The sequence below is a fragment of the Burkholderia seminalis genome, assembly GCF_001718535.1.
Taxonomy (GTDB): domain Bacteria; phylum Pseudomonadota; class Gammaproteobacteria; order Burkholderiales; family Burkholderiaceae; genus Burkholderia; species Burkholderia seminalis.
The window spans coordinates 2,809,011-2,834,979 of the sequence record NZ_CP013398.1; the positions used below are offsets into that span (position 1 = coordinate 2,809,011).

Annotated in this window: 23 protein-coding genes; 12 read left to right on the forward strand and 11 right to left on the reverse strand. The window is 69.3% G+C overall.

What is annotated here, in order from left to right:
- Window positions 1–157 precede the first annotated feature (157 nt).
- On the forward strand, window positions 158–2,269 hold the full coding sequence (gene fusA / locus WJ12_RS12720) for an elongation factor G (RefSeq protein WP_059560304.1): 2,112 nt from the start codon (window positions 158–160) through the stop codon (window positions 2,267–2,269).
- Between the two features lie 165 nt (window positions 2,270–2,434).
- Window positions 2,435–3,445: a HoxN/HupN/NixA family nickel/cobalt transporter gene (locus tag WJ12_RS12725; protein ID WP_034186328.1), complete on the forward strand. Its 1,011-nt coding sequence runs from the start codon at window positions 2,435–2,437 to the stop codon at window positions 3,443–3,445.
- Between the two features lie 726 nt (window positions 3,446–4,171).
- Here the strand turns inward: WJ12_RS12725 and WJ12_RS37235 are convergent.
- Window positions 4,172–4,804 (reverse strand): hypothetical protein, encoded by a 633-nt coding sequence (locus WJ12_RS37235; RefSeq protein ID WP_156810494.1) that lies wholly within the window; start codon window positions 4,802–4,804, stop codon window positions 4,172–4,174.
- 678 nt (window positions 4,805–5,482) lie between these two features.
- Window positions 5,483–6,328: an aldo/keto reductase gene (locus WJ12_RS12735; protein WP_059560297.1), complete on the reverse strand. Its 846-nt coding sequence runs from the start codon at window positions 6,326–6,328 to the stop codon at window positions 5,483–5,485.
- A gap of 166 nt (window positions 6,329–6,494) precedes the next feature.
- On the opposite strand from WJ12_RS12735, the gene WJ12_RS12740 reads away from it, so the two are divergent.
- Complete coding sequence (locus WJ12_RS12740) at window positions 6,495–7,241, forward strand: GntR family transcriptional regulator (RefSeq protein ID WP_034191129.1); 747 nt, start codon at window positions 6,495–6,497, stop codon at window positions 7,239–7,241.
- A 21-nt stretch (window positions 7,242–7,262) separates the two neighbouring features.
- On the opposite strand, the gene WJ12_RS12745 is transcribed toward WJ12_RS12740, so the two are convergent.
- Both WJ12_RS12745 and WJ12_RS12750 read right to left on the reverse strand, forming a co-directional pair.
- Complete coding sequence (locus WJ12_RS12745) at window positions 7,263–8,654, reverse strand: CoA transferase (protein WP_059560295.1); 1,392 nt, start codon at window positions 8,652–8,654, stop codon at window positions 7,263–7,265.
- Window positions 8,655–8,839: 185 nt separating this feature from the next.
- On the reverse strand, window positions 8,840–9,163 hold the full coding sequence (locus WJ12_RS12750; protein WP_059560291.1) for a DUF2917 domain-containing protein: 324 nt from the start codon (window positions 9,161–9,163) through the stop codon (window positions 8,840–8,842).
- 218 nt (window positions 9,164–9,381) lie between these two features.
- Here WJ12_RS12750 and mdtD point away from each other — a divergent pair, with 218 nt between their 5' ends.
- Both mdtD and WJ12_RS12760 read left to right on the forward strand, forming a co-directional pair.
- Window positions 9,382–10,818, forward strand: coding sequence for a multidrug transporter subunit MdtD (mdtD, locus tag WJ12_RS12755; RefSeq protein WP_034191132.1), 1,437 nt, complete (start codon window positions 9,382–9,384; stop codon window positions 10,816–10,818).
- A gap of 193 nt (window positions 10,819–11,011) precedes the next feature.
- Window positions 11,012–12,286: an EAL domain-containing protein gene (locus tag WJ12_RS12760; protein WP_034191133.1), complete on the forward strand. Its 1,275-nt coding sequence runs from the start codon at window positions 11,012–11,014 to the stop codon at window positions 12,284–12,286.
- Between the two features lie 19 nt (window positions 12,287–12,305).
- On the opposite strand, the gene WJ12_RS12765 is transcribed toward WJ12_RS12760, so the two are convergent.
- The 3 genes from WJ12_RS12765 to WJ12_RS12775 all read right to left on the reverse strand — a co-directional run bounded on the left by WJ12_RS12765 (window position 12,306) and on the right by WJ12_RS12775 (window position 14,559).
- Window positions 12,306–12,911, reverse strand: coding sequence for a class I SAM-dependent methyltransferase (locus tag WJ12_RS12765; RefSeq protein WP_059560288.1), 606 nt, complete (start codon window positions 12,909–12,911; stop codon window positions 12,306–12,308).
- Between the two features lie 84 nt (window positions 12,912–12,995).
- Window positions 12,996–14,042, reverse strand: coding sequence for a 2-dehydropantoate 2-reductase (locus tag WJ12_RS12770; protein ID WP_059560285.1), 1,047 nt, complete (start codon window positions 14,040–14,042; stop codon window positions 12,996–12,998).
- Window positions 14,035–14,559, reverse strand: coding sequence for an Mpo1 family 2-hydroxy fatty acid dioxygenase (locus tag WJ12_RS12775; protein ID WP_059560282.1), 525 nt, complete (start codon window positions 14,557–14,559; stop codon window positions 14,035–14,037). Before WJ12_RS12775 ends, WJ12_RS12770 begins: the two co-directional genes overlap by 8 nt.
- A gap of 81 nt (window positions 14,560–14,640) precedes the next feature.
- On the opposite strand from WJ12_RS12775, the gene WJ12_RS12780 reads away from it, so the two are divergent.
- Both WJ12_RS12780 and chrA read left to right on the forward strand, forming a co-directional pair.
- On the forward strand, window positions 14,641–15,348 hold the full coding sequence (locus tag WJ12_RS12780; protein ID WP_034191136.1) for a Crp/Fnr family transcriptional regulator: 708 nt from the start codon (window positions 14,641–14,643) through the stop codon (window positions 15,346–15,348).
- 87 nt (window positions 15,349–15,435) lie between these two features.
- Entirely contained in the window at window positions 15,436–16,647 is a 1,212-nt protein-coding gene (chrA, locus tag WJ12_RS12785; protein ID WP_059560279.1) for a chromate efflux transporter, read from the forward strand.
- A 104-nt stretch (window positions 16,648–16,751) separates the two neighbouring features.
- Here the strand turns inward: chrA and sodB are convergent, their stop codons facing one another.
- Both sodB and xseA read right to left on the reverse strand, forming a co-directional pair.
- Window positions 16,752–17,330 carry a superoxide dismutase [Fe] gene (gene sodB, locus WJ12_RS12790; RefSeq protein ID WP_011352986.1) on the reverse strand — a complete coding sequence of 193 codons (579 nt, stop codon included), beginning with the start codon at window positions 17,328–17,330 and terminating at the stop codon, window positions 16,752–16,754.
- 227 nt (window positions 17,331–17,557) lie between these two features.
- Window positions 17,558–18,940 (reverse strand): exodeoxyribonuclease VII large subunit, encoded by a 1,383-nt coding sequence (gene xseA, locus WJ12_RS12795; protein WP_059560276.1) that lies wholly within the window; start codon window positions 18,938–18,940, stop codon window positions 17,558–17,560.
- Between the two features lie 450 nt (window positions 18,941–19,390).
- On the opposite strand from xseA, the gene lpxK reads away from it, so the two are divergent.
- From lpxK to WJ12_RS12820, 5 genes are all read left to right on the forward strand, one after another.
- A complete protein-coding gene (gene lpxK / locus WJ12_RS12800; RefSeq protein ID WP_059560273.1) occupies window positions 19,391–20,419 on the forward strand; it encodes a tetraacyldisaccharide 4'-kinase in 1,029 nt (342 codons plus the stop codon).
- Entirely contained in the window at window positions 20,400–20,594 is a 195-nt protein-coding gene (locus tag WJ12_RS12805) for a Trm112 family protein (RefSeq protein WP_006482216.1), read from the forward strand. Before lpxK ends, WJ12_RS12805 begins: the two co-directional genes overlap by 20 nt.
- A gap of 93 nt (window positions 20,595–20,687) precedes the next feature.
- A complete protein-coding gene (gene kdsB / locus WJ12_RS12810; protein WP_034191140.1) occupies window positions 20,688–21,479 on the forward strand; it encodes a 3-deoxy-manno-octulosonate cytidylyltransferase in 792 nt (263 codons plus the stop codon).
- Window positions 21,480–21,687: 208 nt separating this feature from the next.
- On the forward strand, window positions 21,688–22,350 hold the full coding sequence (gene adk / locus WJ12_RS12815) for an adenylate kinase (protein ID WP_034191141.1): 663 nt from the start codon (window positions 21,688–21,690) through the stop codon (window positions 22,348–22,350).
- A gap of 338 nt (window positions 22,351–22,688) precedes the next feature.
- Window positions 22,689–23,447 (forward strand): SDR family NAD(P)-dependent oxidoreductase, encoded by a 759-nt coding sequence (locus WJ12_RS12820; protein ID WP_059560268.1) that lies wholly within the window; start codon window positions 22,689–22,691, stop codon window positions 23,445–23,447.
- Between the two features lie 65 nt (window positions 23,448–23,512).
- Here WJ12_RS12820 and WJ12_RS12825 read toward each other — a convergent pair whose 3' ends face one another.
- Together WJ12_RS12825 and murJ are read right to left on the reverse strand one after the other, a co-directional pair.
- Window positions 23,513–24,355, reverse strand: a complete 843-nt coding sequence (locus WJ12_RS12825; protein WP_034190561.1) for a SirB1 family protein — start codon at window positions 24,353–24,355, stop codon at window positions 23,513–23,515.
- Between the two features lie 8 nt (window positions 24,356–24,363).
- Window positions 24,364–25,914 carry a murein biosynthesis integral membrane protein MurJ gene (murJ, locus tag WJ12_RS12830; protein WP_034190559.1) on the reverse strand — a complete coding sequence of 517 codons (1,551 nt, stop codon included), beginning with the start codon at window positions 25,912–25,914 and terminating at the stop codon, window positions 24,364–24,366.
- Window positions 25,915–25,969: the final 55 nt, after the last annotated feature.

Consider the following 25,969-nt stretch of genomic DNA (forward strand, 5'->3'; position numbering starts at 1 on the left):
TTTTTTTCGCCTGCCGGCGGCAACGCCCCGCTTGATTCCGCCGCTGCTGGCCGCATCTGCAAAAGCCACGCGCAAGCGCTATGCTTGAAGTCTCGCTTGTTCCAGCCCGGGCCGGCCCAGTCGGCCCGCTTAAGATCCGAACCACCAGGAGGTTCACGTGCCCCGCAAAACCCCCATCGAGCGCTATCGCAATATCGGGATCAGCGCTCACATCGATGCCGGCAAGACCACGACGACCGAGCGCATCCTGTTTTACACCGGCGTGAGCCACAAGATCGGTGAAGTGCACGACGGCGCGGCCACGATGGACTGGATGGAGCAGGAGCAGGAACGCGGCATCACGATCACGTCGGCGGCGACCACGGCCTTCTGGAAGGGCATGGCCGGCAACTATCCGGAACACCGCATCAACATCATCGACACGCCCGGGCACGTCGACTTCACGATCGAAGTCGAGCGCTCGATGCGCGTGCTCGACGGCGCGTGCATGGTCTACGACTCGGTCGGCGGCGTGCAGCCGCAGTCCGAAACCGTATGGCGCCAGGCAAACAAGTACAAGGTGCCGCGCATCGCGTTCGTCAACAAGATGGACCGCATCGGCGCCGACTTCTTCCGCGTGCAGAAGCAGATCGGCGAGCGCCTGAAGGGTGTCGCCGTGCCGATCCAGATTCCGATCGGCGCCGAAGATCATTTCCAGGGCGTCGTCGATCTCGTGAAGATGAAGGCGATCGTGTGGGACGACGAAAGCCAGGGCGTGAAGTTCTCGTACGAGGAGATCCCCGCGAACCTCGTCGAGCTCGCGCACGAATGGCGCGAGAAGATGGTCGAGGCGGCGGCCGAAGCGAGCGAGGAATTGCTCGAGAAGTACCTGCACGACCACGAGTCGCTGACCGAGGACGAGATCAAGGCCGCGTTGCGCAAGCGCACGATCGCGAACGAGATCGTGCCGATGCTGTGCGGCAGCGCGTTCAAGAACAAGGGCGTGCAGGCCATGCTCGACGCGGTGATCGACTACCTGCCGTCGCCGGTCGACGTGCCCGCGATTCTCGGCCACGACTTCGCCGATCCGGAAAAACCGGCGGAACGTCATCCGAGCGATGACGAGCCGTTCTCGTCGCTCGCGTTCAAGATCATGACCGACCCGTTCGTCGGCCAGCTGATCTTCTTCCGCGTGTATTCGGGCGTCGTCGAGTCGGGCGACACGGTGCTCAACGCGACGAAGGACAAGAAGGAACGGCTCGGCCGGATCCTGCAGATGCACGCGAACGAGCGCAAGGAAATCAAGGAAGTGCGCGCGGGCGACATCGCGGCGGCCGTCGGGCTGAAGGAAGCGACGACGGGCGACACGCTGTGCGATCCGGCCAAGCCGATCATCCTCGAGAAGATGGAATTCCCCGAGCCGGTGATCTCGCAGGCCGTCGAGCCGAAGACGAAGGCCGACCAGGAAAAGATGGGCCTCGCGCTGAACCGTCTCGCGCAGGAAGATCCTTCGTTCCGCGTGCAGACCGACGAAGAGTCCGGCCAGACGATCATCTCGGGGATGGGCGAGCTCCACCTCGAAATCCTGGTCGACCGGATGAAGCGCGAATTCGGCGTCGAAGCGACGGTCGGCAAGCCGCAGGTCGCGTATCGCGAGACGGTGCGCACGACGGCCGCCGACGTCGAGGGCAAGTTCGTCAAGCAGTCGGGCGGCCGCGGCCAGTACGGCCATGCGGTGATCACGCTGGAGCCGAACCCGGGCAAGGGCTACGAGTTCCTCGACGAGATCAAGGGCGGCGTGATTCCGCGCGAGTTCATCCCGGCCGTCGACAAGGGCATCACCGAAACGCTGAAGAGCGGCGTGCTCGCGGGCTACCCGGTCGTCGACGTGAAGGTGCACCTGACGTTCGGCTCGTACCACGACGTCGACTCGAACGAAAACGCGTTCCGGATGGCCGGCTCGATGGCGTTCAAGGAAGCGATGCGCAAGGCGAAGCCCGTGCTGCTCGAGCCGATGATGGCCGTCGAAGTCGAGACGCCCGAGGAATTCATGGGCAACGTGATGGGCGACCTGTCGAGCCGTCGCGGCATCGTGCAGGGGATGGAAGACATCGCGGGCGGCGGCGGCAAGCTCGTGCGCGCCGAAGTGCCGCTCGCGGAGATGTTCGGCTATTCGACGTCGCTGCGTTCGGCCACGCAGGGCCGCGCGACCTACACGATGGAGTTCAAGCAGTACGCGGAAACGCCGGTCAACGTGTCGGAAGGCGTGATCAGCGCGAAAACGAAGTAAGCGCCGGGCGCGCGCGCCCCGTCGCATGCACGCAAGGCCCGTCCGGTTCCGGACGGGCTTTTTTTTCATCCGGCGCGCGCGGGGTTCGCGGCTTTTTGATCGGCACGCCAGGCATTTTTTTCGCGTGCCACAATGGATGGCGAATTGTCAGATGGAACCCGCCCGATGCCGCCCACCCCTGCCCTGCGCCGCCTGCTGATCCTTTATGCCGGCCTGATCACCGCGAACGTCGCGGTCTGGCTGTGGGCGCTCGCGGTGCTGCGCGACCATCCGCTGCTGCTCGGCACCGCGGCAATCGCGTACGGGCTCGGGCTGCGTCACGCGGTCGACGCCGATCACATCGCCGCGATCGACGTCGCGACGCGCAAGCTGATGCAGGATGGCCAGCGTCCGGTGAGCGTCGGTTTGTTCTTCTCGCTCGGCCATTCGACCATCGTGATCGCCGCGACGCTCGGCATCGCGCTGACCGCGTTCGCGCTGCGCGACCGGTTCGATGCGTTCCGTGAAATCGGCGGCACGATCGGCACGGCCGTATCGGCCACCTTCCTGCTCGTGCTCGCGTGCGTGAACCTGCTGATCCTGCGCGACGTCTGGCGACGCTATCGCGGCGCATCCGGTCACGCGCACGACGATGCGCATGTACACCGCCCCGCCGGGCTCGTCTCGCGGCTGCTGCGCCCGCTGTTCCGGTTCGTGTCGAAGAGCTGGCACATGTATCCGGTCGGCGTGCTGTTCGGGCTCGGTTTCGATACTGCAACCGAAATCGGCCTGCTCGCGATCGCCGCCGCGCAGGCGAGCCAGGGGCTGCCGGTCTACACGGTCATGCTGTTTCCCGCGCTGTTCACCGCCGGCATGACGCTGATCGACTCGACCGACAATGTGCTGATGATTCAGGCATACGGCTGGGCGATGGACGATCCGCAGCGCAAGCTGCTCTACAACGCAAGCATCACGTTCGTGTCGGCGGCCGTTGCACTGGCGATCGGCGGGATCGAGGCGGCCGGACTCCTGGCCGACAAGCTGTCGCTGACGGGCCCCGTGCGCGATACGCTCGATGCGCTCGGCGATCGCTTCGGCTCGATCGGCTACGGCATCATCGCGCTGTTCCTCGTCTGCTGGATCGCGTCGATCCTGTTCCATCGCTGGCAGCGCGCAGCCGACGCGCCCGCACGCTGAGCCGCCCGCGAACGCTCAGACGTTTCAATCCGGAAACAAAACACCCCCACGACGTTGCATGCGCCCGTCGCGTGCCCACGTGCGCGTTGCGCGACGGGCACAAGCGGCCGATGGCACGAATCTCGCAGAGAGGGATTCGCACGGCGGGCCCGCGTGCCGATCCGCGTTCGCGGCTGGCGTCAAGCGTCGGCCCGAACGCAATCGGCCGCCGACCGGACAACGAATCCTTGCTGGCCCCCTGCACCACACGTAGATAGTCGCGCGGCAACGAGGCATCGCGCGCAAGGGGAGGCCATGATGCATAAGACGAAACAACCGTCCCGCCCGGCGGGACGGCGCCCTCGTGCAACCTTGCTGGCCGCAGCCGCGTTGGCGTGCTGCTGCTCGTATGCCGTCGCACAAACCACCACGCCCGACTCCGGGCCCGACGCGAGCGCCAGCGCGGACACCATCATGACGCTGGTCGCGGACGCTTCGTCATGCGCCGCCAATCCGGCCGCGTGTGCGGGGCAGGTTCATGCCGGTCATGGGATCGGCGGCGGTAAAGGTGCCGGCCCGAGTGGCGGCGGCGGCAGTCCCGGGCCGGGTAACGGCAATGGCGGCGGCAGCGGTGCAAATAACGGGAACGGCGCCGTCGGGCCTGCCGGTGTCGGTGGAGCGACAGGCGGCACATCCGGCGGTACGAGCGGCACGGGTCGCGGAGGCAACGCGTCCGGTAACGGTGGTTCAGGTGGCGGTACTTCGGGCAGCGGTACTTCGGGCGGCGGTACTTCGGGCGGCGGTACTTCGGGCGGCGGTACTTCGGGTGGCGGCACTTCGGGTGGCGGTACTTCGGGTGGCGGTACTTCGGGCGGCGGCACCTCGGGCGGCGGTACTTCGGGTGGCGGTACTTCGGGTGGCGGTACTTCGGGTGGCGGTACTTCGGGCGGCGGTACTTCGGGTGGCGGCACCTCGGGCGGCGGTACTTCGGGTGGCGGTACTTCGGGTGGCGGCACTTCGGGTGGCGGCACTTCGGGTGGCGGCACTTCGGGTGGCGGCACTTCGGGTGGCGGTACTTCGGGTGGCGGTACTTCGGGTGGCGGTACTTCGGGTGGCGGTACTTCGGGTGGCGGTACTTCGGGTGGCGGCACTTCTGGAAGCGGAGGCCATGGCGGACACGGAGGTGGAGGCGACGGAGACGGTGGTGGTCACGGCAATGGTGGCGGCCATGGTGACGGCGGCGGCCACGGCGACGGTGGCGGCCACGGTGACGGCGGTGGTCACGGTGACGGCGGTGGCCACGGTAATGGTGGCGGCCACGGCGATGGCGGTGGTCACGGCGATGGTGGCGGCCACGGCAACGGTGACGGTGGTGGTCACGGCAATGGCAACGGCAGTGGCGGCTCGGGCAACGGCAATGGTGCCGGCGGCAATGGCGGCCATGGCAGTGGTAGCGGTAATGGCGGTTCGGGCAACGGCAACGGTGGTCACGGTAACGGCGGCGGCAACGGCAATGGCGCTGGCGGTAACGGCGGCCATGGCAGTGGCAGTGGCAGCGGCAATGGCGGTTCGGGCAACGGCAACGGTGGCCACGGTAACGGCGCCGGCAACGGCAATGGCGCTGGCGGTAACGGCGGCCATGGCAGTGGCAGCGGCAATGGCGGTTCGGGCAACGGCAACGGTGGCCACGGTAACGGCGGCGGCAATGGCAATGGCAACGGCAGTGGCGGCGCTGGCAACGGTGGTGCCAACGGCGTTGGCAACGGCAATGGCGCTGGCGCTGGCGGTAACGGCGGCCATGGCAGCGGCGGCGGTTCGGGCAACGGCGGCGGCAACGGCAATGGGGCCGGCAGCAACGGTGGCCAAGGCAACGGCAATGGTGGCCACGGTAACGGCGGCGGCAATGGCAACGGTAACGGCAGTGGTGGGGCCGGCAATGGCGGCGCCAACGGTGTCGGCAATGGCCACGGTACCGGCAACGGCAATGGCGGCGGTCACGGCAACGGCGGATCGTCCGGCGGCAACCACTGACCGTAAGCGTTACCCGGCCGGGTGCCGTCAGAGCATCTCGAGCGCGCGCTTGCTGCGAGGCGGTCGGAAGTACGCGTCAAGCTGCGCGCGCTCGTCCTCGCTCAATTCGAGATCGAGCGCGGCGCGATTGTCGCGCACGTGCTCGATCCTCGACGCCTTCGGGATCGCGAATACGCCCGGCTGCGCGAGCACCCAAGCCAGCGCGACGCGCATCACCGATACGCCGCGCAGCCGCGCGATCTCGTCGAGCGGCGAACGCTTCGGCAACCGTCCGTGGTCGACCGGGCTGTATGCCATCGCCGGGATCCGGTGGTCGGCGAGCCACGGCAGCAGGTCGAATTCCGGGCCGCGCCGCGCAATGTTGTAGAGGATCTGGTTGGTCGCGCAGGCGCCGCCGCCCGCCCCGCCGACGAGCTCCTCCATATCGGCCGTATCGAAGTTGCTCACGCCCCAGTGACGAATCTTGCCCGCGCGCCGCAGCGTCTCGAAACCCTCGACCGTCTCCTCGAGCGGCACCGAGCCGCGCCAGTGCAGCAGGTACAAGTCGAGGCGATCGGTGCGCAATCGCTTGAGGCTCGCGTCGCACGCGGCGACGACGCCGCGCCGGCTCGCATGATGCGGATAGACCTTGCTGACGAGAAAGACGTCGTCGCGCAGGCCCGCGAGCGCCTCGCCGACGAGTGCCTCGGTCGCGCCGTCGCCGTACATCTCGGCCGTATCGACCAGCGTCATCCCGAGTTCGACACCTTCACGCAGCGCGGCGATCTCGTCCGCCCGGCGGGCCGGCCGCTCGCCCATTTCCCAGGTGCCCTGGCCGAGCTTCGGAATCGTCTCGCCGTCCGGCAGGACGACCGTGGCGATCGTGTCTGTCATGCGTTCCTCGTTGCGGATTCGTGGCCGCGCACCGCGGCCGAAGCATGGAATACGACGTGTCAGTGTAGTCAATCGGCGCGGCGTCGGCCTATTGCACGGCAAAAACCGGCTATAACGGTGCCGCATGATGACTTAGAATGGCCGCAACCTGATCGATACCCATTCCATGAAGGCACCCACGGACGACCGGTGGCAAGACCTGCGCCCCGACCCCGACAACGACACGCCGCTGTACCTGCAGCTCGCCCGCAAGCTCGGCGATGCGATCCACGACAACCGCTGGACGGCCGGCGAGGCCCTGCCTTCGGAGCGCGTGCTGTCCGATGCGCTCGGCGTATCGCGCATCACCGCGCGCAAGGCGATCGCGCTGCTCGTCGAGCAGGGCTTGATCCGCCGCACGCAGGGCGCGGGCAACTTCATCCAGCCGCGCTACGAGGATCCGCTGTCGCGACTGTCGAGCTTCAGCGAAATGCTCGAGCGCCGCGGCTTCAAGCCGAGCTCGCAATGGCTCGCGCGCGAAATCCAGCCGGCGAACCGCGACGAAGTGATCCAGCTCGGACTGTCGCCGGCCGCATCGGTGACACGCCTGAAACGCCTGCGTCTCGCCGACGGCATCGTGATGGCCGTCGAGAACTCGACGTTCCCCGCCACGCTGATTCCCGATCCGCAGGCGATCGCCGGCTCGCTGTACAGCTATCTCGAAGCGCGCGGCACGCCGATCGTGCGCGCGCTGCAGCATTTCCGCGCGGTCAACGCGACCGACGAGATCGCCGAACAGATGGGCATCGCGCCGCACGACGCGCTGCTGCTGATCACGCGGATCGGCTATACGTCGGACCAGCGCGCCATCGAACTGACCGATACCTACTGCCGCAACGACTACTACGACTTCGTCGTCGAACTGCGCAAGTAACGCCGGCCGCGCAGCCGGCATCTACAGCCAGCGCGCATCGTCGGTGCCGGGCGGCACGGGCGGCCGCGCGAACGTCGGCGGCGTGGCCGACAACCGCTCGGCCGGGCGCACGGTGTCGAGCATGCCGAACGGCGACGCGACGCGATCGATCCGGTCGCGCACGTCGGCAGCCGCGAGATCGGGCGCATGCAGGCCGTCCTGCACATTGCCGAACGACTGCAGCCAGCGCCCCGTCTGCGCGAGCGACATCCGCACGTGCCAGCTTCCCCCTTCGCACGATCGCCGCGCGAGCGCGATCATCGCGCCGAACGCCGCGAGATAGCCGGTCGCATGATCGAGCGCCTGGCACGGCAGAGGGCGCGGCGCATCCGCATGGGCGGCCTGCTGCTCCCGCCATGCGATCCCGCTCGCCGACTGCACGAGACTGTCGAAGCCGCGCCGCCCCGCCCACGGCCCCGCATGCCCGTATGCCGAGATCGACACGCACACGATGCCGGGCCGCCGCTGCGCCAGCGCCTGCGGCGCGAAACCGCGGGCGGCGAGCGAGCCGGGCCGGTACGACTGCAGGAACACGTCCGCGTCGCGCACGAGCGCGTGCAGCGTCTCGACACCCGCCGTATCGCGCAGGTCGATCCATGTCGAACGTTTGCCGCGCCCGTTGTCGATCACGAGCGGCGCGATGTTCGGCAGGTGCGGCCCGTTGACGAGCAGCGTCTGCGCGCCGTGCGACGCGAGCGTGCGGCCCGCGACCGGGCCCGCGATGATGCGCGTGAGATCGAGCACGCGCACGCCCGCGAGCGGCGGCCCGGCTTCGCCGCGGCCGATCGGTTCGAGCGGCGCATCGCCGATCCGCTCGATGTCGAACAACGGCAGCGACGCGATCGCGCGCGCCTGCTCGTGCGCCGCCCATTCGTCAGGGGTTCTGATCAATGCCGCGCACAGGCCGGCCTCGGCCAGCGCGGTGTCGAGCGCCGCGCCGTCCCATCTGCGGATCGCCGCGGCGACGTCGGCGCGCTGCGCGCCGCAACCGAGTACGGCGAGGATCCCGCGCAGGTGATGCGGGAAGTTCGCATGCAGCTGGATCCAGCGCCCGTCGCCCGTCTCGAAGAAGCCCGTCACCGGATGACGCAACTCCGGCGGCGGGCCGTCGTCCACACGCAGGTAGCGTTCGCTGCGGAACGCGACCAGCGCATCGCGCACCGACACGTCGACGGATTGCGCGACGCCCGTGCGAAGCCGGTGACATTCGGCCGCCGCGAGCCCGGTTGCCGCGATCGTCGCTGCCGCGAGCGTGCCGACATGAAACGTCGACGGCAACGTCGGGTCCCGCCCCGTCACGGTCACGCGGGCGAGCGCGTCGCGATCGCCGTGTGCGCTTTGCCACAGATGCGTCAATGCGAGTTCCGGCGTCATGGTGAAAGGGCGATGGAGGACACGGAATCGAGTCTAGAATTCGCGCCCGGCGCAATCAATCCCGATCGCGCGAATCGAGGCGCGGGCGCGCTTCAGGAGGCCGGCAAGCGCGATCGGCGCCAGATCCGTCCGCGGCGCCGGGTACCTCCGCCATCCGCCGCGTTCGCGCAAGCGCCCCGCGCACGCTACATCGGCAGCGACGCGGCCGCGTGGCGCCGGCCGTCCCGCCACGCGACGAGCGGCCGCCACCACGCATGCACAACACGCGCGGCCGGTGCCGCGTGCGGCCCGAACGCGAACGTCGCGCCGCGTGGCCCCGCGCTGACCCATACGCGCACGCCGGGCTCGAACGTCAGCGAATCGCCGGCGCCCAGCCAGTGGTCGTCGAGCCGGCCCTCGACGGTCACCCACACGTCGCCGTCCGCCACCTGCAGTGCGGTGCGATCGACGATCCGCCACCGTGCGGCCGGCTCGTCGCCGTCGATCACGTAAAGTCGCAGTTCGCGCATGGCAGCCTCCTGGTCGCACGGTTCCGATGGCACCAGTATTTCGGACAGTGACAGCACGCGGACAGATACGGCTGCAGACACTTTTAGCTGAACTGTACTGGTCGAGCGACAAGGACGGCATCCGACCGCCGGATTTCGCGTCACGCCGGGTGCCGAACCTGCACGGCCCATCGGGTTTCCCTACAATGTCGGCTGTCCCGCGCCACCGCCCCGCTCCCATGTTCCAGCGCCCGCCTGCCGCCGCCCCCGGCGAAAAAAATCTCACCGTGATGCTCTGGCTCGTTGCGACGGGCTTCTTCATGCAGACCCTCGATTCGACGATCGTCAACACGGCGCTGCCGTCGATGGCCGCGAGCCTCGGGGAATCGCCGCTGCGGATGCAGTCGGTCGTGATCGCGTACTCGCTGACGATGGCGGTGATGATCCCCGTGTCGGGCTGGCTCGCCGATACCTTCGGCACGCGACGCGTGTTCTTCAGCGCGATCCTGGTGTTCTCGCTCGGTTCGCTGCTGTGCGCGAATGCGCATACGCTCTCGCAGCTCGTCGCGTTCCGCGTCGTGCAGGGAGTCGGCGGCGCGATGCTGTTGCCGGTCGGGCGGCTCGCGGTGCTGCGCACCTTTCCGGCCGAGCGTTATCTGCCCGCGCTGTCGTTCGTCGCGATCCCGGGCCTGATCGGCCCGCTGATCGGACCGACCCTCGGCGGCTGGCTCGTGAAGATCGCGTCGTGGCACTGGATCTTCCTGATCAACGTGCCGGTCGGCGTCGCGGGCTGCATCGCGACCTTCTACTCGATGCCCGATTCACGCAACCCGGCCGTCGGCCGCTTCGACCTGAAGGGCTATCTGCTGCTGACGATCGGCATGGTCGCGATCTCGCTGTCGCTCGACGGGCTCGCCGATCTCGGCATGCAGCACGCCGCCGTGCTGGTGCTGCTGATCCTGAGCCTCGCGTGCTTCGTCGCGTACGGGCTGTACGCGGTGCGTGCGCCGCAACCGATCTTCTCGCTCGACCTGTTCCGGATCCACACGTTCAGCGTCGGGCTGCTCGGCAACCTGTTCGCGCGGATCGGCAGCGGCGCGATGCCGTACCTGATCCCGCTGCTGCTGCAGGTGAGCCTCGGCTACTCGGCGTTCGAGGCGGGGCTGATGATGCTGCCGGTCGCGGCGGCCGGGATGTTCTCCAAGCGGATCATCACGCGGCTGATCACGCAGCACGGCTACCGCAAGGTGCTGCTCGCGAACACGATCATGGTCGGCGTGATGATGGCAAGCTTCGCGCTGATGCGCGACTCGGTGCCGGTGTGGGTGAAGGTCGTGCATCTCGCGCTGTTCGGCGGCTTCAACTCGATGCAGTTCACCGCGATGAACACGCTGACGCTGAAGGATCTCGGCACGGGCGGCGCGAGCAGCGGCAACAGCCTGTTCTCGCTCGTGCAGATGCTGTCGATGAGCCTCGGCGTGACGGTCGCCGGCGCGCTGCTCGCGACGTTCACGGGCATGCTGCGCACCGTGACGCCGAGCAATACGCTGCCGGCGTTCCACGCGACCTTCATCTGCGTCGGGATCATCACGGCCGCGTCGGCGTGGATCTTCGCGCAGCTCGCGCCCGAGATCCGCAGCACCGCGCGCAAGACCGACCCGTCCGAGCGCGCGTGACGCGCGGCGCGCGCCGTTTCGGGGGCCGCGCCGCCGCCGCGCGCACCAGGACGGTGCAGGCCGCCCCCGGCAACGCACGCGCCGATGCGCCCCGTCCCGGCCGCGACGGGCGGCCGCACGCGGCGCGATGCCGTGCATGCTTCTTGCTGGCCTATTCTCTAGGTAAACTGGCAGTCTTCCATCGGCCGACATCATGAGCATGATCGAAATCGATCCCCCCGGCTTTCAGCCGCCCCGCCCCGTCGCCGGCGACGACGGGAACCGGCGCACCGTGCTGTACGGCGGATACACCGTGTTCAGCGTGTTCCAGCCCGTTTTCTCGGTGTCGCACCGCCGCGCGATCGGCTATCACGCGTCGCTGCGTGCGCACGACGAGGAAAGCCGCCAGGTGGCGTCGCACGAGGTTTTCACGCAGGCGGCGCGGCGCGGCGACTTGCTCGAACTCGGCCGGCTCGCCGAATCGTTGCATCTCGGTAACTTCCACGCGTTCGACAGTCACGACGAATGGCTCTTCCTGAGCCTGCATCCGGCCGCGCTGATGGACACCGTCTACGGCGACGCGCTGCTCGCGAACCTGAAGGCGCTCGGGCTGCCGCCGCACCGCGTGGTGCTCGAGGTACCCGAGCAGGCCGGCGGCGAAACGCCGCGCTACGCGGCGATCGTCGACGGGCTGCGCAAGGCCGGCTTCCTGATCGCGCTGGGCGGGTTCGGCGCGAAGCATTCGAACATCGACCGCGTGTGGCACCTGCATCCCGACATCGTCACGCTCGACCGCGGCATCCTCGCGCAGGCGAGCGAGCACTCGCACCTCGAACGCGTGCTGCCGGGGCTCGTGTCGCTGCTGCACGAATCCGGCCAGCTCGTGCTGATGGGCGGCCTGTCGACCGAACGCGACGCGCTGATCGCACTCGAATGCGACGTCGATTTCGTGCAGGGCCAGTATTTCGCGGGGCCGAGCGTCGACCCCGTGCAGCCGCAGGCCGCCGCGGGCTGCATGGATACGCTGTCGGCCGCACTGCGGCTGCGCGTCGCGCAACGCGAACGCACGCAGGCGGAGCGGCTCGCGCCGTACGTCGCCGCGCTCGAGGAAGCGAGCCAGAAGCTCGGCGCGGACGCGCCGCTCACCGACGCGGCCGCCGCCGTGCTCGGGCTGCCGGAAACCGCGCGCTGCTTCCTGCTCGATGCATCGGGGCGCCAGATCGGCGACAACGTGCTCGCGCGCGGCAGCGTGTCGCAACGCGCGAAGCGCTTCCGTCCGCTGCTGCATTCCGAAGGGGCCAGCTGGGAGCGCCGCCCGTACTTCATCGACGCGATGCGGGCGCCGGGCCGCGTGCACCTGACGGCGCCCTACCTGTCGATCAACGAGGCGCACCTGTGCGTGACCGCGTCGATCGCCGCGCCCGCGGCGACCGGCATGCAGGTGCTCTGCGTCGACATCAACTGGGAAGCGGCGCTCAACCGCGAGTAAGCGCGACGGCGCGCCGCCGTCACGCGGCGCCGCCCGCCTTGCGCACGATCAGCCGGTGTACGCGCTTGCCGGACGACGCGCCGACGACCTCGTGCTCGTCGATCACCTGCACGTCGGCGCCGAGTGCCGCATGCATCCGCGCCGAATCCAGTGCCGTATAAAGTCGGCCGCGCTCGTCGCGCGACGTGCCGTGTCCCGCCACCCGCCAGCTCAGGTACAACGTGCCGCCCGGCATCAGCAGATCGGCCAGCCGCGCGGCCGCCGCTGCCGCATCGGCCTGTTCGAGGTGCATGACGACCGTCTCGCACAGTACGTTGCGAAACGCGCCGGACGGCACACCGGCCAGCGCCGGCAGCGCGGCGAGCTCGAAGCGCAGGTCCGGATGGTGCCGGCGCGCCTCGTCGAGCAGCGCGGCGCTCGCGTCGTAGCCGCGGACGTCGAAACCGCACGACGCGAGCCAGGCCGTGTCGCGGCCGGCGCCGCAGCCGACGTCCGCGGTCGGCCCCGGCGAGAAATATTGCTCGAGCAGCGCGTACATGTCGTCGGGCGCGGCCTGGTCGAGCCAGTCCTGCGCATATCGCGCGGCATGGGCGTCGTACGCGTCGAGCGTCGGGCGATCCACCATGGTGAGTGCTCCGCAAGGGCGTCGTATGACGCACCCCGCATCTTAGCCGTTGCGCGTGGCCTGCGGCGCCGCGCGCGACCCGGCCTACGCGGCCCGCACGTCGCCCGCGCGTGGCGCCCGCGCGATCAGTTCGGCCCACAGCGCGTCGCCGCGCCACGCCGGGCGCACGACCGCGCCTTCCGCGTCGTGGACGAGCGCGCACAGGCGCGCATTGACGGGCGCCTGCGCGCCGAAGCGCGCGGCCAGCCGCACGATCTCGCCGTTGATCCACTCGACCTCCGTCGCACGGCGCGCCGCAAGATCGTCGGACATCGACGAGCGCGCAAGCGGGTCGATCGCCAGCATCCGGCCGCCGAGCACACGGAAAGCCGCGTCGGGCAGATCGAGCATGGCAGGGACCCAGCCGGCCGGCAGCGGCGTGAGCCGCGCCGGCCGGATCGCGGCGCGTGCCAGCCAGTGCAGCGCCTCGCGCTGGGCCAGCGCGACGCAGCGACGGTACGCGCGTTGCGCAAGCTCGTCGCGCAGCGACAGGTTCGCGAGCGCATTGACCGCATTGTTCAGGTTGAGCAGCAGCTTCGCCCACTGCACGGCCCGCATGTCGCGATGCAGCGAGAGTGGCAGCCCGGCACGCGCGAATGCGCCGGCGAACGGCTGCAGCGCGGACGACGCGTCGGCCGCGAGCGCGCCGGCCGAACCCTGGTGAAACGCACCGGGCCCGCGCTCGATCACATTGAACGGCACCATGCCGGCCAGCACGGTCGCTTGCGGCAGCGCGTCGCGCAACGTGTCGGCATGGTGCAGGCCGTTCTGGAAGCTGATCACGACCGTGCCGGGCCGCAGCACGCCGGCCAGTTGCCCGGCTGCCTCCCGCGTGGCGGCCGACTTCACCGCGACCAGCACGAGCCGTGCGTCGGCCGCGGCGGCCGGATCGGTCGCGAACGCGACATCGGCCGCCGCGAGCGTCGCGCGATAGCCCCGCCGGTCGGTCAGCGTGAGCCCGTGCCGGTGAATCGCATCGCCGATCCGCGCGCGGCCGACGAGCGTCACGTGCGCGCCGCCCGCCGCGAGCCGGCCGCCGAGATAACAGCCGACGGCACCTGCGCCGAACACGCAGACCGGCGCATCAGACATGCGAGTGCGCGCCGCCGTGCACGGGGCCCGCGCGCCGCTCGACTTCGCGGCGCACGTCGGCGCACAGCCCCGCGAAGAACGCGACTTCGGCGACGACGAACAGCGGCCCGACCATCAGGCCGACCAGGTCGTCGACGAACGCGGGCTTGCGCCCTTCGAACCAGTGCCCGACGAATTGCACGATCCAGCCGACGACGAACGCGCCGATGCCGATCGTGAGCCATTGCGCGGTCGGCAGCAACGCGAGCGACTGCGCGGCCCACAGGCCGAGCGCGAACAGCGCGGTCATCACGATCCCGAACCGCAGGTCGAGGCGCAGGTAGAACACGACGAACGCGACCGCGAGCAGCAGCGCCGGCGACAGCGCGACGCCGGCCAGCATCCCGACCGCCGGCCGCGACAGCAGCACCTCGACCGCGAACACGATCATCGGGATGCCGACCAGATGCGTCGCGATGTTGCGCGCGTCGCGATGGTAGGCCGCATACTGCGAAAGATGGTCTTCGAGCGTCTTCATCGCGTCTCCTGGTCGGTTATTGAGCGCTATGATGCGCGTCACGCCCGACAACCTCTGTCAGCTACCCGACATCGCGTGCCCATGCCTGCTCCGCTCGCCCCATACCTGCCGCAGATCGAAGCGAACCCGTGGTTCGCCGCGCTGCCGCCCGCGTTGCGCGCGGACCTGCTCGCCGGCGCGGCGCTGCGCCGCCTGCCGGCCGGCCACGCGCTGTTCCGGCGCGGCGACCCGCCGTGCGGGCTGTACGCGGTCCTGGCCGGTTCACTCACGATAGGTGCGGTCGACCCGCAGGGCAAGGAAGCGCTGCTGACGGTGGCCGAGCCCGTCACGTGGTTCGGCGAAATCGCGCTGTTCGACGGCCAGCCGCGCACGCACGACGCCATCGCGCTCGACGACGCGCTGCTGCTGCACGTCCCGCAGGCCGCGCTGCTCGCGATCCTCGATGCGACGCCGCAATACTGGCGGCAGTTCGCGCTGCTGATGGCGCAGAAACTGCGCCTGAGCTTCCTGACCGTCGAGGCGATGAGCGTGATGCCGGCCGCGCAGCGGCTCGCCGCGCGCCTGCTGATGATCGCCGAAGGCTACGGCGGCATCAGCGCCGGGCGCACGCGCGTGCGGCTGTCGCAGGAAACGCTCGCGTCGATGCTGTCGCTGACGCGGCAGACCACCAACCAGTTGCTGAAGGCGCTGCAGGCCGACGGCGTCGTGCGGCTGCATGTCGGCGAGATCGAGCTGGTCGACATCGACGCGCTGCGCCGCGCGAGCGGGCTGGGCGACGGCACGCGCTGAGCAGCGCGTACCGCGCTGTCGCACGCCGCCCCGCCGCCGCCGCGTTGCGCTATCGTGTCGGCTCGTCCGATCTCCCCGCGCCCCATCTTGAATCCATCGACCGCCGCCGCCCCGCCCCGTCATCCGTGGCCCGTCTTCGTCGCGTTCCTGCGGCTCGGCCTCACGTCGTTCGGCGGCCCGGTCGCGCACCTCGGCTACTTCCGCGCCGAATTCGTCACGCGGCGCGGCTGGCTCAGCGAACGCACATATGCGGATCTCGTCGGGCTGTGCCAGTTCCTGCCGGGGCCCGCGAGCAGCCAGGTCGGGATGGCGATCGGCCTCGCGCGCGCCGGCTACGCGGGCATGTTCGCCGCGTGGCTCGGCTTCACGTTGCCGTCGGCGCTGCTGATGATGCTGTTCGCGCTCGGCATTCACGCGACGGGCGCACCGATCGAAGCCGGCGCGCTGCACGGGCTGCGCATCGTGTCGGTCGCGGTGATCGCGCAAGCCGTCTGGGGGATGGCGCGCACGCTGTGCCCCGATGCGCGCCGCGTCACGCTGATGGCCGCGGCCGCGTGCGTCGCACTGCTCGCGCCGGCCGCGTGGACGCAAATCGCGGTGATCGCCGCGGCCGGTGCCGCCGGCCTCGCACTGTTGCCGCAACCGGCACGCGACGCGCACGAACCGTTGCCGCTTCACGTGTCGCACCGCGCGGGCATGCTGTGGCTCGCGCTGTTCGCGGCGCTGCTCGTCGCGCTGCCGTTCGCGGCCCGCGCGCTCCACTCCGATACGCTCGCCGTCGTCGATGCGTTCTTCCGCACCGGCGCCCTCGTGTTCGGCGGCGGGCACGTGGTGTTGCCGCTGCTGCAGGCGGCCGTGGTCGCGCCCGGCTGGGTCGGCGATTCGACGTTCCTTGCCGGGTACGGCGTCGCGCAGGCCGTGCCGGGACCGCTGTTCACGTTCTCGGCGTTCCTCGGCGCCTCGCTGCGCGACGCGCCGAACGGCTGGCTCGGCGGCACGCTCGCGCTGGTCTCGATCTTCGCGCCGTCGTTCCTGCTAATTGCCGGCACCGCACCGTTCTGGGAGCGCCTGCGCCGCAGCACGCGCATGCAGGCCGCGCTCGCGGGCGTGAACGCAGCCGTCGTCGGGCTGCTGCTCGCCGCGCTCTATCACCCGGTCTGGACCGACACGATCGTCGCACCGCGCGACCTGGCCGCCGCGCTCGTCGCCTACGTCGCGCTGGTGTTCTGGCGCGTGCCGCCATGGGCCGTCGTGCTTGCGAGCGCGGCACTCGGCTGGGCGCTCGGGCTGGCCGCCTGATCCGGCACGCGCGCCGCCTGCCCGCGCGACAAAAAACAAAAAAGCCCTCGAAACGAGGGCTTTTTCGGGGTGCTGCGCGCCGTGGCGGCGCGCCGGCGCCGGACTTACGCGAAGTTCTTCGCCGCGAAGTCCCAGTTCACGATGTTCCAGAACGCTTCGACGAACTTCGGACGTGCGTTGCGGTAGTCGATGTAGTACGCGTGTTCCCACACGTCGATCGTCAGCAGTGCCTTGTCGGCGGTCGTCAGCGGCGTCGCCGCGTTGCTCGTCGACACGATGTCGAGCGAACCGTCAGCCTTCTTCACGAGCCATGCCCAGCCCGAACCGAACGTGCCGACTGCGGCCTTCGTGAACGCTTCCTTGAAGGCGTCGTACGAACCCCACTTCGCGTTGATCGCGTCGCCCAGCGCGCCCGTCGGTGCGCCGCCGCCGTTCGGCGACAGGCTGTTCCAGAAGAACGTGTGGTTCCAGATTTGCGCGGCGTTGTTGAAGATGCCGCCCGACGACTTCTTCACGATCTCTTCCAGCGACAGGTTTTCGAATTCCGTGCCCGGGATCAGATTGTTCAGGTTCGTCACATAAGCCTGATGGTGCTTGCCGTAGTGGTACTGGATCGTCTCGAGCGAGATGGTCGGCGCGAGTGCGTCTTCAGCGTACGGGAGCGGCGGGAGCGTATGAGCCATGGCGATTCCTTCGTTGAGTATGTAGGGAGGGCGTGTTGGATGCTGCCGAGCGTCCGATTGTAGGCGAGACCGAATAACCCCGCAAACTCGCGGGCCATTTATCCGCGGTATGCGGAAAAGCGATGTTCGCGCGACGTCCGGCAGGACGAACCCGACGATGCGCAGCATCCGTTCCCGCTCACGATGCGTCCGTTGCGGCGGCCTTCGCCCGCCTTACGGCGATTACGTCAGATCGTATCGGTCAGCCGCGGCTGCACGTCGGCGAGCGACACGTCGGCCGAGCCTTCGGCGAGATGCACGGTCAGGCGCCGCTGCGGCTTCAGCGCGTTCGGCGCGCGCACCGCGCGGCCCGTCTGCGCATCGATCAGCGCCGCATAGCCGCGCTCGAGCGTGCGCTGCGGGCTCAGCACCTCGAGCCGCGCCGCACAGGCCGACACGCGCGCCGTGTCGCGTTCGTGACGGCGCTGCCACGCAACCGCGAGCCGTTGCGACAGCCCCGCGAGCGCCTGGCGCGCCTGCGACGGATCGGGCCGCGCGCGCTGCCAGCGCAGCTGCACGAGCGCGAAACGCGCACGCGCATCGCGCACCGGCCGCGACGCCGCCGACGCGAGCCGCACCGCGAGTTGCTCGACGTGCGTACGCTGCCGCTGCAGCCGCTCGGCCGGGCTCACGAGCCGGCGCGAGAGCCAGTCGAGCTGCTGCGCGCGCTGCTCGAGCCGGCGCGCCATGCCGCGCGCGAGCGCCCGCCGGCGGTCGTCGACCTCGCGCAGCAGCAGCGCGCGCTGCGGGCTCGCGAGCTCGGCCGCGCCGGTGGGCGTCGGCGCGCGCACGTCGGCCGCGAAATCCGCGATCGTGAAATCGGTTTCGTGCCCGACGCCGCTCACGACCGGCAATTCGCTCGCCGCGATCGCGCGCGCCAGCGCTTCGTCGTTGAACGACCACAGATCCTCGATCGAGCCGCCGCCGCGGCAGACCAGCAGCACGTCGACCTCCCGGCGCGCATTCGCGGCCTCGACGGCCGCGACGAGCTTCTCGGCGGACCCGGCGCCCTGAACGGGCGCCGGATAGACGATCACCGGAATGTGCGGCGCGCGGCGGGCGAGCGTGGTCAGCACGTCGCGCAGCGCGGCGGCCTGCAGCGACGTGACGATGCCGATCGCACGCGGATGCGCCGGCAGCGGCCGCTTGCGCTCGGGCGCGAACAGGCCCTCGCCTTCGAGCTGCGCCTTCAGCCGCAGGAACGCCTCGTACAGGCGCCCCTGCCCGGTGCGCCGCACGGCCTCGACATTGAGCTGCACTTCGCCGCGCGGCTCGTACATCGTGACGACCGCGCGCACCTCGATCCGGTCGCCTTCGCGCGGCGTGAATTCCGCATACTGCGCACGGCCGCGGAACATCACGCAGCGCATCTGCGCCTGCTGGTCCTTGATCGAGAAATACCAGTGGCCGCTCGCGGCGCGCGTGAAATTCGACACTTCGCCCGAAATCCACAACAGCGGAAACGAACGCTCGAGCATCGTCGAAATCGCGCGATTGAGCGCCGAAACGGGAATCACGTCGTCGCCGCCGCGCGTCGCGCCGGGTGCGGAAAAAGGGGTGTCGGAAAGCATGGGCGGTCGGATGAATGCTGGCGGCGACACGATAGTCCGACACGCGCGCGGCGTCCAGCGCCGGCCGCATTCGCCGCGGCACGCGGAAGGTGTCCACACTCTGGCAATCTTCCGCGTAAAACGCATTAAAACCGCTGGAAAATCCAGACGATTGACGATAACGCATTGATTTTTATATATTTTTAAATCTTTCGAAATGATTCTCATCCGATTCGATGCCCGCCCGGCGGGCGTTTGAGGTGCTCGGGCGGGGAGTTTTTCACAGAGTTATCCACAGCCCGTCCCGATCCGGCCCCGCGAGCCGCGTCGGCCGGCCGCGCTTGCCGCGGCCGCCTGCGGCGCGCTAGAGTGCCGCCTTCCGCAGACCCCGCGGCACGCGCCGCCCAACGGAGAATCCGCCTTGACGAATCCGTCTCACGCCGCGGCGCACGATGCGCCGCGCCCGGCCCGATGAGCGCGCCCGGCGGCCCGCTCGCACGGCTCGAAGCGCGCCTGACACGCGAATGGCAGCGGCGCGGCGCGCTCGCCTGGGCGCTCACGCCGTTCGCCTGCGTGTTCGGCCTGTGCGCGGCGCTGCGACGCACCGCTTACACGCAGGGCTGGAAAAAGCCGGTCGACGTCGGCGTGCCCGTGGTCGTGGTCGGCAACGTGACCGTCGGCGGCACCGGCAAGACACCGACCGTGATCGCACTCGTCGACGCGTTGCGCGCGGCCGGCTTCACGCCCGGCGTCGTGTCGCGCGGCTACGGCGCGAACGTGACGGCGCCGACCGCCGTCACGCCGGCGTCGCGCGCGAGCGCGGCCGGCGACGAACCGCTGCTGATCGCCCGCCGCACCGGTGCGCCCGTATGGGTGTGCCCCGACCGCGTCGCGGCCGCGCGGGCGCTGCGCGCCGCGCACCCGGACGTCGACGTGATCGTCAGCGACGACGGCCTGCAGCACTACCGCCTCGCGCGCACGGTCGAGCTCGTCGTGTTCGACCACCGGCTCGGCGGCAACGGCTTCCTGCTGCCGGCCGGGCCGCTGCGCGAGCCGCTGTCGCGGCACCGCGACGCGACGCTCGTCAACGACCCGTACAGCGGCACGCTGCCGCCGTGGCCCGACACCTACGCGCTCGCGCTGACGCCGGGCGCCGCCTGGCACCTCGACCAGCCGGCACTGCGCCGTCCGCTGTCGCAGTTCGCCAACGAGCGCGTGCTCGCCGCGGCCGGCATCGGCGCGCCGGAACGCTTTTTCGCGACGCTGCGCGCGGCCGGTCTCGCGCCGGCGACGCGCGCGCTGCCCGACCACTACGCGTTCGCCGACAATCCGTTCATCGACGACGCGGTCGATGCAATCCTGATCACCGAGAAGGATGCAGTAAAATTGGGCGCTTCCTGGCGCGATGCCCGACTGTGGGTCGTCCCCGTCGAAGCCGCGCTCGACCCTCGCCTCATTGCCCTCGTTGTGGAGAAACTCCGTGGACGCTCGCCTGCTTGAAATCATTGTGTGCCCTATCTGCAAAGGCCCGCTCCACTACGACCGCGCCGCGCAGGAGCTGATCTGCAATGCGGACAAGCTCGCCTACCCGATCCGCGACGGCATCCCCGTGATGCTCGTCGACGAAGCGCGCCAGACCGTCGAAGGCACGCCGGTCGATCCGGCCGGCCGCTAAGCCGCCTGCGGCGCCCCGGCCGGGGCGCCAAACCCTGCCGGCCGCCCGGTTCCGGACGCGCCGCCGGCCCCGTTCTTCTCACCGCTCACCCCGATGACTCACCCGCAACCCTTCATCGCCGTCATTCCCGCCCGGCTCGCGTCGACGCGCCTGCCGAACAAGCCGCTCGCCGATCTCGGCGGCAAGCCGATGGTCGTGCGTGTCGCCGAGCGCGCGCGCGAGGCGGGCGCACGGCAGGTGCTCGTCGCCTCCGACGCGCAGAGCGTGCTCGACGCGGCGCGCGACCACGGCTTCGAAGCGGTGCTCACGCGTGCCGACCATCCGTCCGGCACCGACCGGCTCGCGGAAGTCGCGGCGGCCTTCGGGTGGAGCGACGACACAGTCGTCGTCAACGTGCAGGGCGACGAGCCGCTGATCGACCCCGTGCTGGTGCGCGACGTAGCGTCGCACCTGGCCGCGCATCCGGCCTGCGCGATCGCGACCGCCGCCCACCCGATCCACGACGCGGCCGACGTGTTCAACCCGAACGTCGTGAAGGTCGCGCTCGACGCGCAAAGCGTCGCGCTGTACTTCTCGCGCGCGCCGATTCCGTGGAGCCGCGACGCGTACCAGCCGCACTGGCCGGACGTCGCGGCCATGCCTGCGCCGGCTTTCCCGGTCTATCGGCACATCGGCCTCTATGCCTATCGCGCACGTTTCCTGCGCACTTATCCGTCGCTCGCGCAGGCGCCGATCGAACAGGCCGAGCAGCTCGAACAGCTGCGCGCGCTGTGGCACGGCGAGCGCATCGCGGTGCGGATCACCGAGTCCGCGCCCGAAGCCGGGATCGATACGCCGGCCGATCTCGCGCGCGTGCAGGCCCTTTTTCGGCCGGGTTCAAAATAACCCGTGGCATAATCAGGCGATTGTGCGAGCCGTCCGCGACCAGCGCGTTCTCGCTTGACCCCGCCCGCGGCCTTGCCGGCAGCCGCGCGTCGCCCAAGTCGACGCGCCGCATCAGACCGGCCCGCCGCGCGCCAGGCAAGCCCCGCGCCCGCCGTCGCCGACACCTTTGAGGCTCGCCACACGAATCTACATACTTGGAGATATCACCATGCGTTTGATCCTGTTGGGCGCGCCCGGCGCGGGAAAGGGCACCCAGGCAAACTTCATCAAGGAAAAGTTCGGCATCCCGCAAATCTCGACGGGCGACATGCTGCGCGCGGCCGTGAAGGCCGGCACGCCGCTCGGCGTCGAAGCGAAGGGCTACATGGACGCCGGCAAGCTCGTGCCGGACGCGCTGATCATCGGCCTCGTCAAGGAGCGCCTGAAGGAATCCGACTGCGCGAACGGCTATCTGTTCGACGGTTTCCCGCGCACGATCGCGCAGGCTGACGCAATGAAGGAAGCCGGCGTCGCGATCGACTACGTGCTCGAGATCGACGTCCCGTTCTCGGAAATCATCGAGCGCATGAGCGGCCGCCGCACGCACCCGGCATCGGGCCGCACGTACCACGTCAAGTTCAACCCGCCGAAGGTCGAGGGCCACGACGACGTGACGGGCGAACCGCTGATCCAGCGCGACGACGACAAGGAAGAAACCGTCAAGAAGCGTCTCGAAGTGTACGAAGCGCAGACCAAGCCGCTGATCACGTATTACGGCGACTGGGCACGGCGCGGCGAGGAAAACGGCCTGAAGGCACCGCAGTATCGCAAGATCTCGGGTCTTGGCGCCGTCGAGGAAATCCGCGAGCGCGCGTTTGACGCGCTGAAGTAAGCCACGCGTCGCGCATCCGCGAAAGCCGCCCTTTTCGGGCGGTTTTTTTTTCGCCTGGCCGGGATTCGAAGGACCATGCTTGTATCGCCTCCGCGCGACGACGCCCCGTACAATCGGCATCGGACGGAACAACCGTTTTGCATGGGACCTCCCTGGGCGCTGAAGCGCCAAGCGCGGTCGACGCTTTGCATGGGACCACCCTGGGCGCTGAAGCGCCAAGCGCGGTCGACGCTTTGCATGGGACCTCCCTGGGCGCTAAAGCGCCAAGGGCGGTCGACGCTTTGCATGGGACCTCCCTAGGCGCTAAAGCGCCAAGGGCGGTCGACACGGAGACAGTCATGGAAATTCGCGGCAACGTGTTTCTGATCACGGGCGGTGCATCGGGCCTCGGCGCCGGCACCGCGCGAATGCTCGCGCAGGCCGGCGGCACGGTCGTGCTCGCCGACCTGAACGAAGCGGCCGGCACCGCGCTCGCGACCGAACTGGGCGGCATATTCGTACGCTGCGACGTGTCGAGCGAGGCCGACGCACAGGCCGCCGTCGACGCGGCGACACGCGCGGGCACGCTGCGCGGCCTCGTGAACTGCGCGGGCATCGCGCCGGCCGCGAAAACCGTCGGCAAGGACGGCGCTCACCCGCTCGACGTGTTCGCGAAGACGATCAACGTGAACCTCGTCGGCACGTTCAACATGATCCGGCTCGCGGCCGCCGCGATGGCCGCGACCGCGCCGACCGCGGAAGGCGAGCGCGGCGTGATCGTCAGCACCGCGTCGGTCGCCGCCTTCGACGGACAAATCGGCCAAGCCGCGTACGCGGCATCCAAGGCCGGTGTCGCCGGCATGACGCTGCCGATCGCGCGCGACCTGTCGCGCAGCGGCATCCGCGTGATGACGATCGCGCCCGGCCTGTTCGAGACGCCGATGCTGCTCGGCATGCCGCAGGACGTGCAGGACGCGCTCGGCGCAATGGTGCCGTTCCCGCCGCGGCTCGGCAAACCGGCCGAATACGCGATGCTGGTCCGCCAGATCGTCGAGAATCCGATGCTCAACGGCGAAGTGATCCGCCTCGACGGCGCGATCCGGATGCAGCCGAAGTAAGCGCACAAGAAAAACGCCCGCGATGCGGGCGTTCTTGCTCGTTCCTGCAACGGTGCGACGGCGGCTCAGTCCTCGCCGTCGCGTTGCATCCGCTGCCGCAATTCGGTGACCTGCGATTCGACGACGGTCGCGTCGTCCGCCTCCGGCCGCTCGCCCAGATACTGCTCGAGATCCTCGAGCGCGGGGCGCAGGTAGTCGAGCCGCGCATACGCGAAGCCGCGGTCGCGCACCTCGTCGAGCTGCTCGGGCAACAGGATCACGAGCCGCTGCTGTACCGCGAGCAGCCGCTGCCAGCGTTCCGTCTGCAGATAGATCGTCTTCAGGTTGCGCAGCATCCGCGCGATGATCTCGCGGCTCGTCGCCGGTTGCAGCAGCGCGCGCAACGCGCTGTCGACCGCGCCGGCCGCGCGCGCGACGTACGGCTCGAGCATCTCGACCATCTCGGCCTCGGACAGCGAATGGCCGTTGGTCGGATCGATGATCAGGTCGCCGTCCGGCAGCGTGACGCGCAGCAGGAAATGGCCGGGGAACGACACGCCGCGCGCCGGCACGCCGATCTGCTCGGCGAGCTCCAGGTACAGCACCGACAGCGAGATCGGAATCCCGCGCCGCCGCTTCAGCACGGCGTTCAGGTGGCTGTTATCGGGGTCGTAGTAATCGTTGTGATTGCAGGCGAAGCCGAGTTCGCGGAAGAAGAAATCGTTCAGCGCGGCGACGCGGCCCTTCAGGTCCGCATCGTCGGCGAGCCGCCGGCGCAATCGCGCCGCCAGCATGTCGAGTTCGGCCAGCGTGCCCTGCAGGTCGAGGTCGGGATACGCGTCCTGCGCCAGCGACAGCGCGGTTTCCGTGACGGGCAGACTGTCGTCGTCCGCCACGAGCGTGCTGAAGTAGTCGAGGACGCGGGTCATTGCGGTCGTCACTTTGCGCGCCTTCTGAAGTAAGCGTATTTGAAGCCCATCACCCACAACATACCGAAATATAGTGCAGCGAACAGCACGAGGCACGCCGCCATCAGCGCAATGCGCTCGAGCGGCTGCGTGCGCATCCCGGTCCAGTCGAAGCTGATCGCGCACCAGTGCATCAGGCCCGCGAGCACGAGCGCCGCGCCGACGAGCTGCATGAAGAAGCGCAGCCAGCCCGGCGAAGGCTGGTAGATGCCGCGCTTGCGCAGCCCGAAGAACAGCAGCAGCGAGTTCAGGCACGCGCCGACGCCGATGCTCAGCGTGAGGCCCGCGTGGCCGATCAGCGGCACGAACACGTAGTTCGAGAGCTGCGTGACGATCAGCACGCCGATCGCGATCTTCACGGGCGTCTTGATGTCCTGCTTCGCATAGAAGCCCGGCGCGAGGATCTTGATCAGGATGATGCCGACAAGGCCGATCCCGTAGGTCGCGAGCGCGCGCGAGACCATCGTGACGGTATGCGCGTCGAACTTGCCGTAGTTGAACAGCGTCGCGGTGAGCGGCGTCGCGAAGAAGAACAGCGCGAGTGCGCTCGGCGCCGCGAGCAGGAACGTGACGCGCAGCCCCCAGTCCAGCAGCGCGGAATATTCGTGCGAATCGGCATCGACGTGCGCCTTCGACAGGCTCGGCAGCAGGATCGTGCCGAGCGCGACACCCAGCAGCGCCGTCGGGAATTCCATCAGGCGGTCGGCGTAGTTGATCCACGACACGGCGCCCTGCCCGAGCCGCGACGCGATATTGGTGTTGATGATCAGCGACAGTTGCGCGACCGACACCGCGAACGTCGCGGGCACCATTTTCGCGAGCACGCGCTTCACGCCCGGGTGACGCAGCGCGCGCAGCGGGTTCAGGCCGATCAGCGGCACCATGTCGATCTTCTTCAGCCCCGGCAGCTGCACGAGGAACTGCAGCACGCCGCCGACGATGACGGCCCACGCGAGCGCGTAGACCGGCACCTTCAGGTGCGGCGCGACGAACACGGCCGCGGCAATGAACGCGACGTTGAGCAGCACCGGCGCGAACGCGGGCAGCGAGAAGCTCTTGTACGTGTTAAGCACGCCGGACGCGAGCGTCGTCAGCGAGATGAACACGATGTACGGGAACATGATCTGCGTCATCGTGACCGCGAGCGGAAACGCCTGGCCATCGGTGTGCAGGCCGGACGCGACCGCGAACACGACCCACGACGCGCCGGCGATCCCGACGACCGACAGCACGGCAAGCGCCCACGCGAGCACGGTGGACATCGCGTCGACGAGCGCCTTCGTCGCATCGTGCCCCTGCTGGTTCTTGAACTCGGCGAGGATCGGCACGAACGCCTGCGAGAACGCGCCTTCGGCGGACAGGCGGCGCAGCAGGTTCGGAATGCGGAAGGCGACGTAGAACGCGTCGGTGTATTGACTGGCGCCGAACGCACGGGCGATCAGCGTCTCGCGGGCCAGTCCGGTCACGCGCGACAGCAGCGTGAAGCCGCTGACCGTCAGCAGGGCTCGGAATAGATTCATGGGGCGCTTATTATACGGACGTTGCGCGACCCGGCCAGCGGCCGACGCCGAAAAG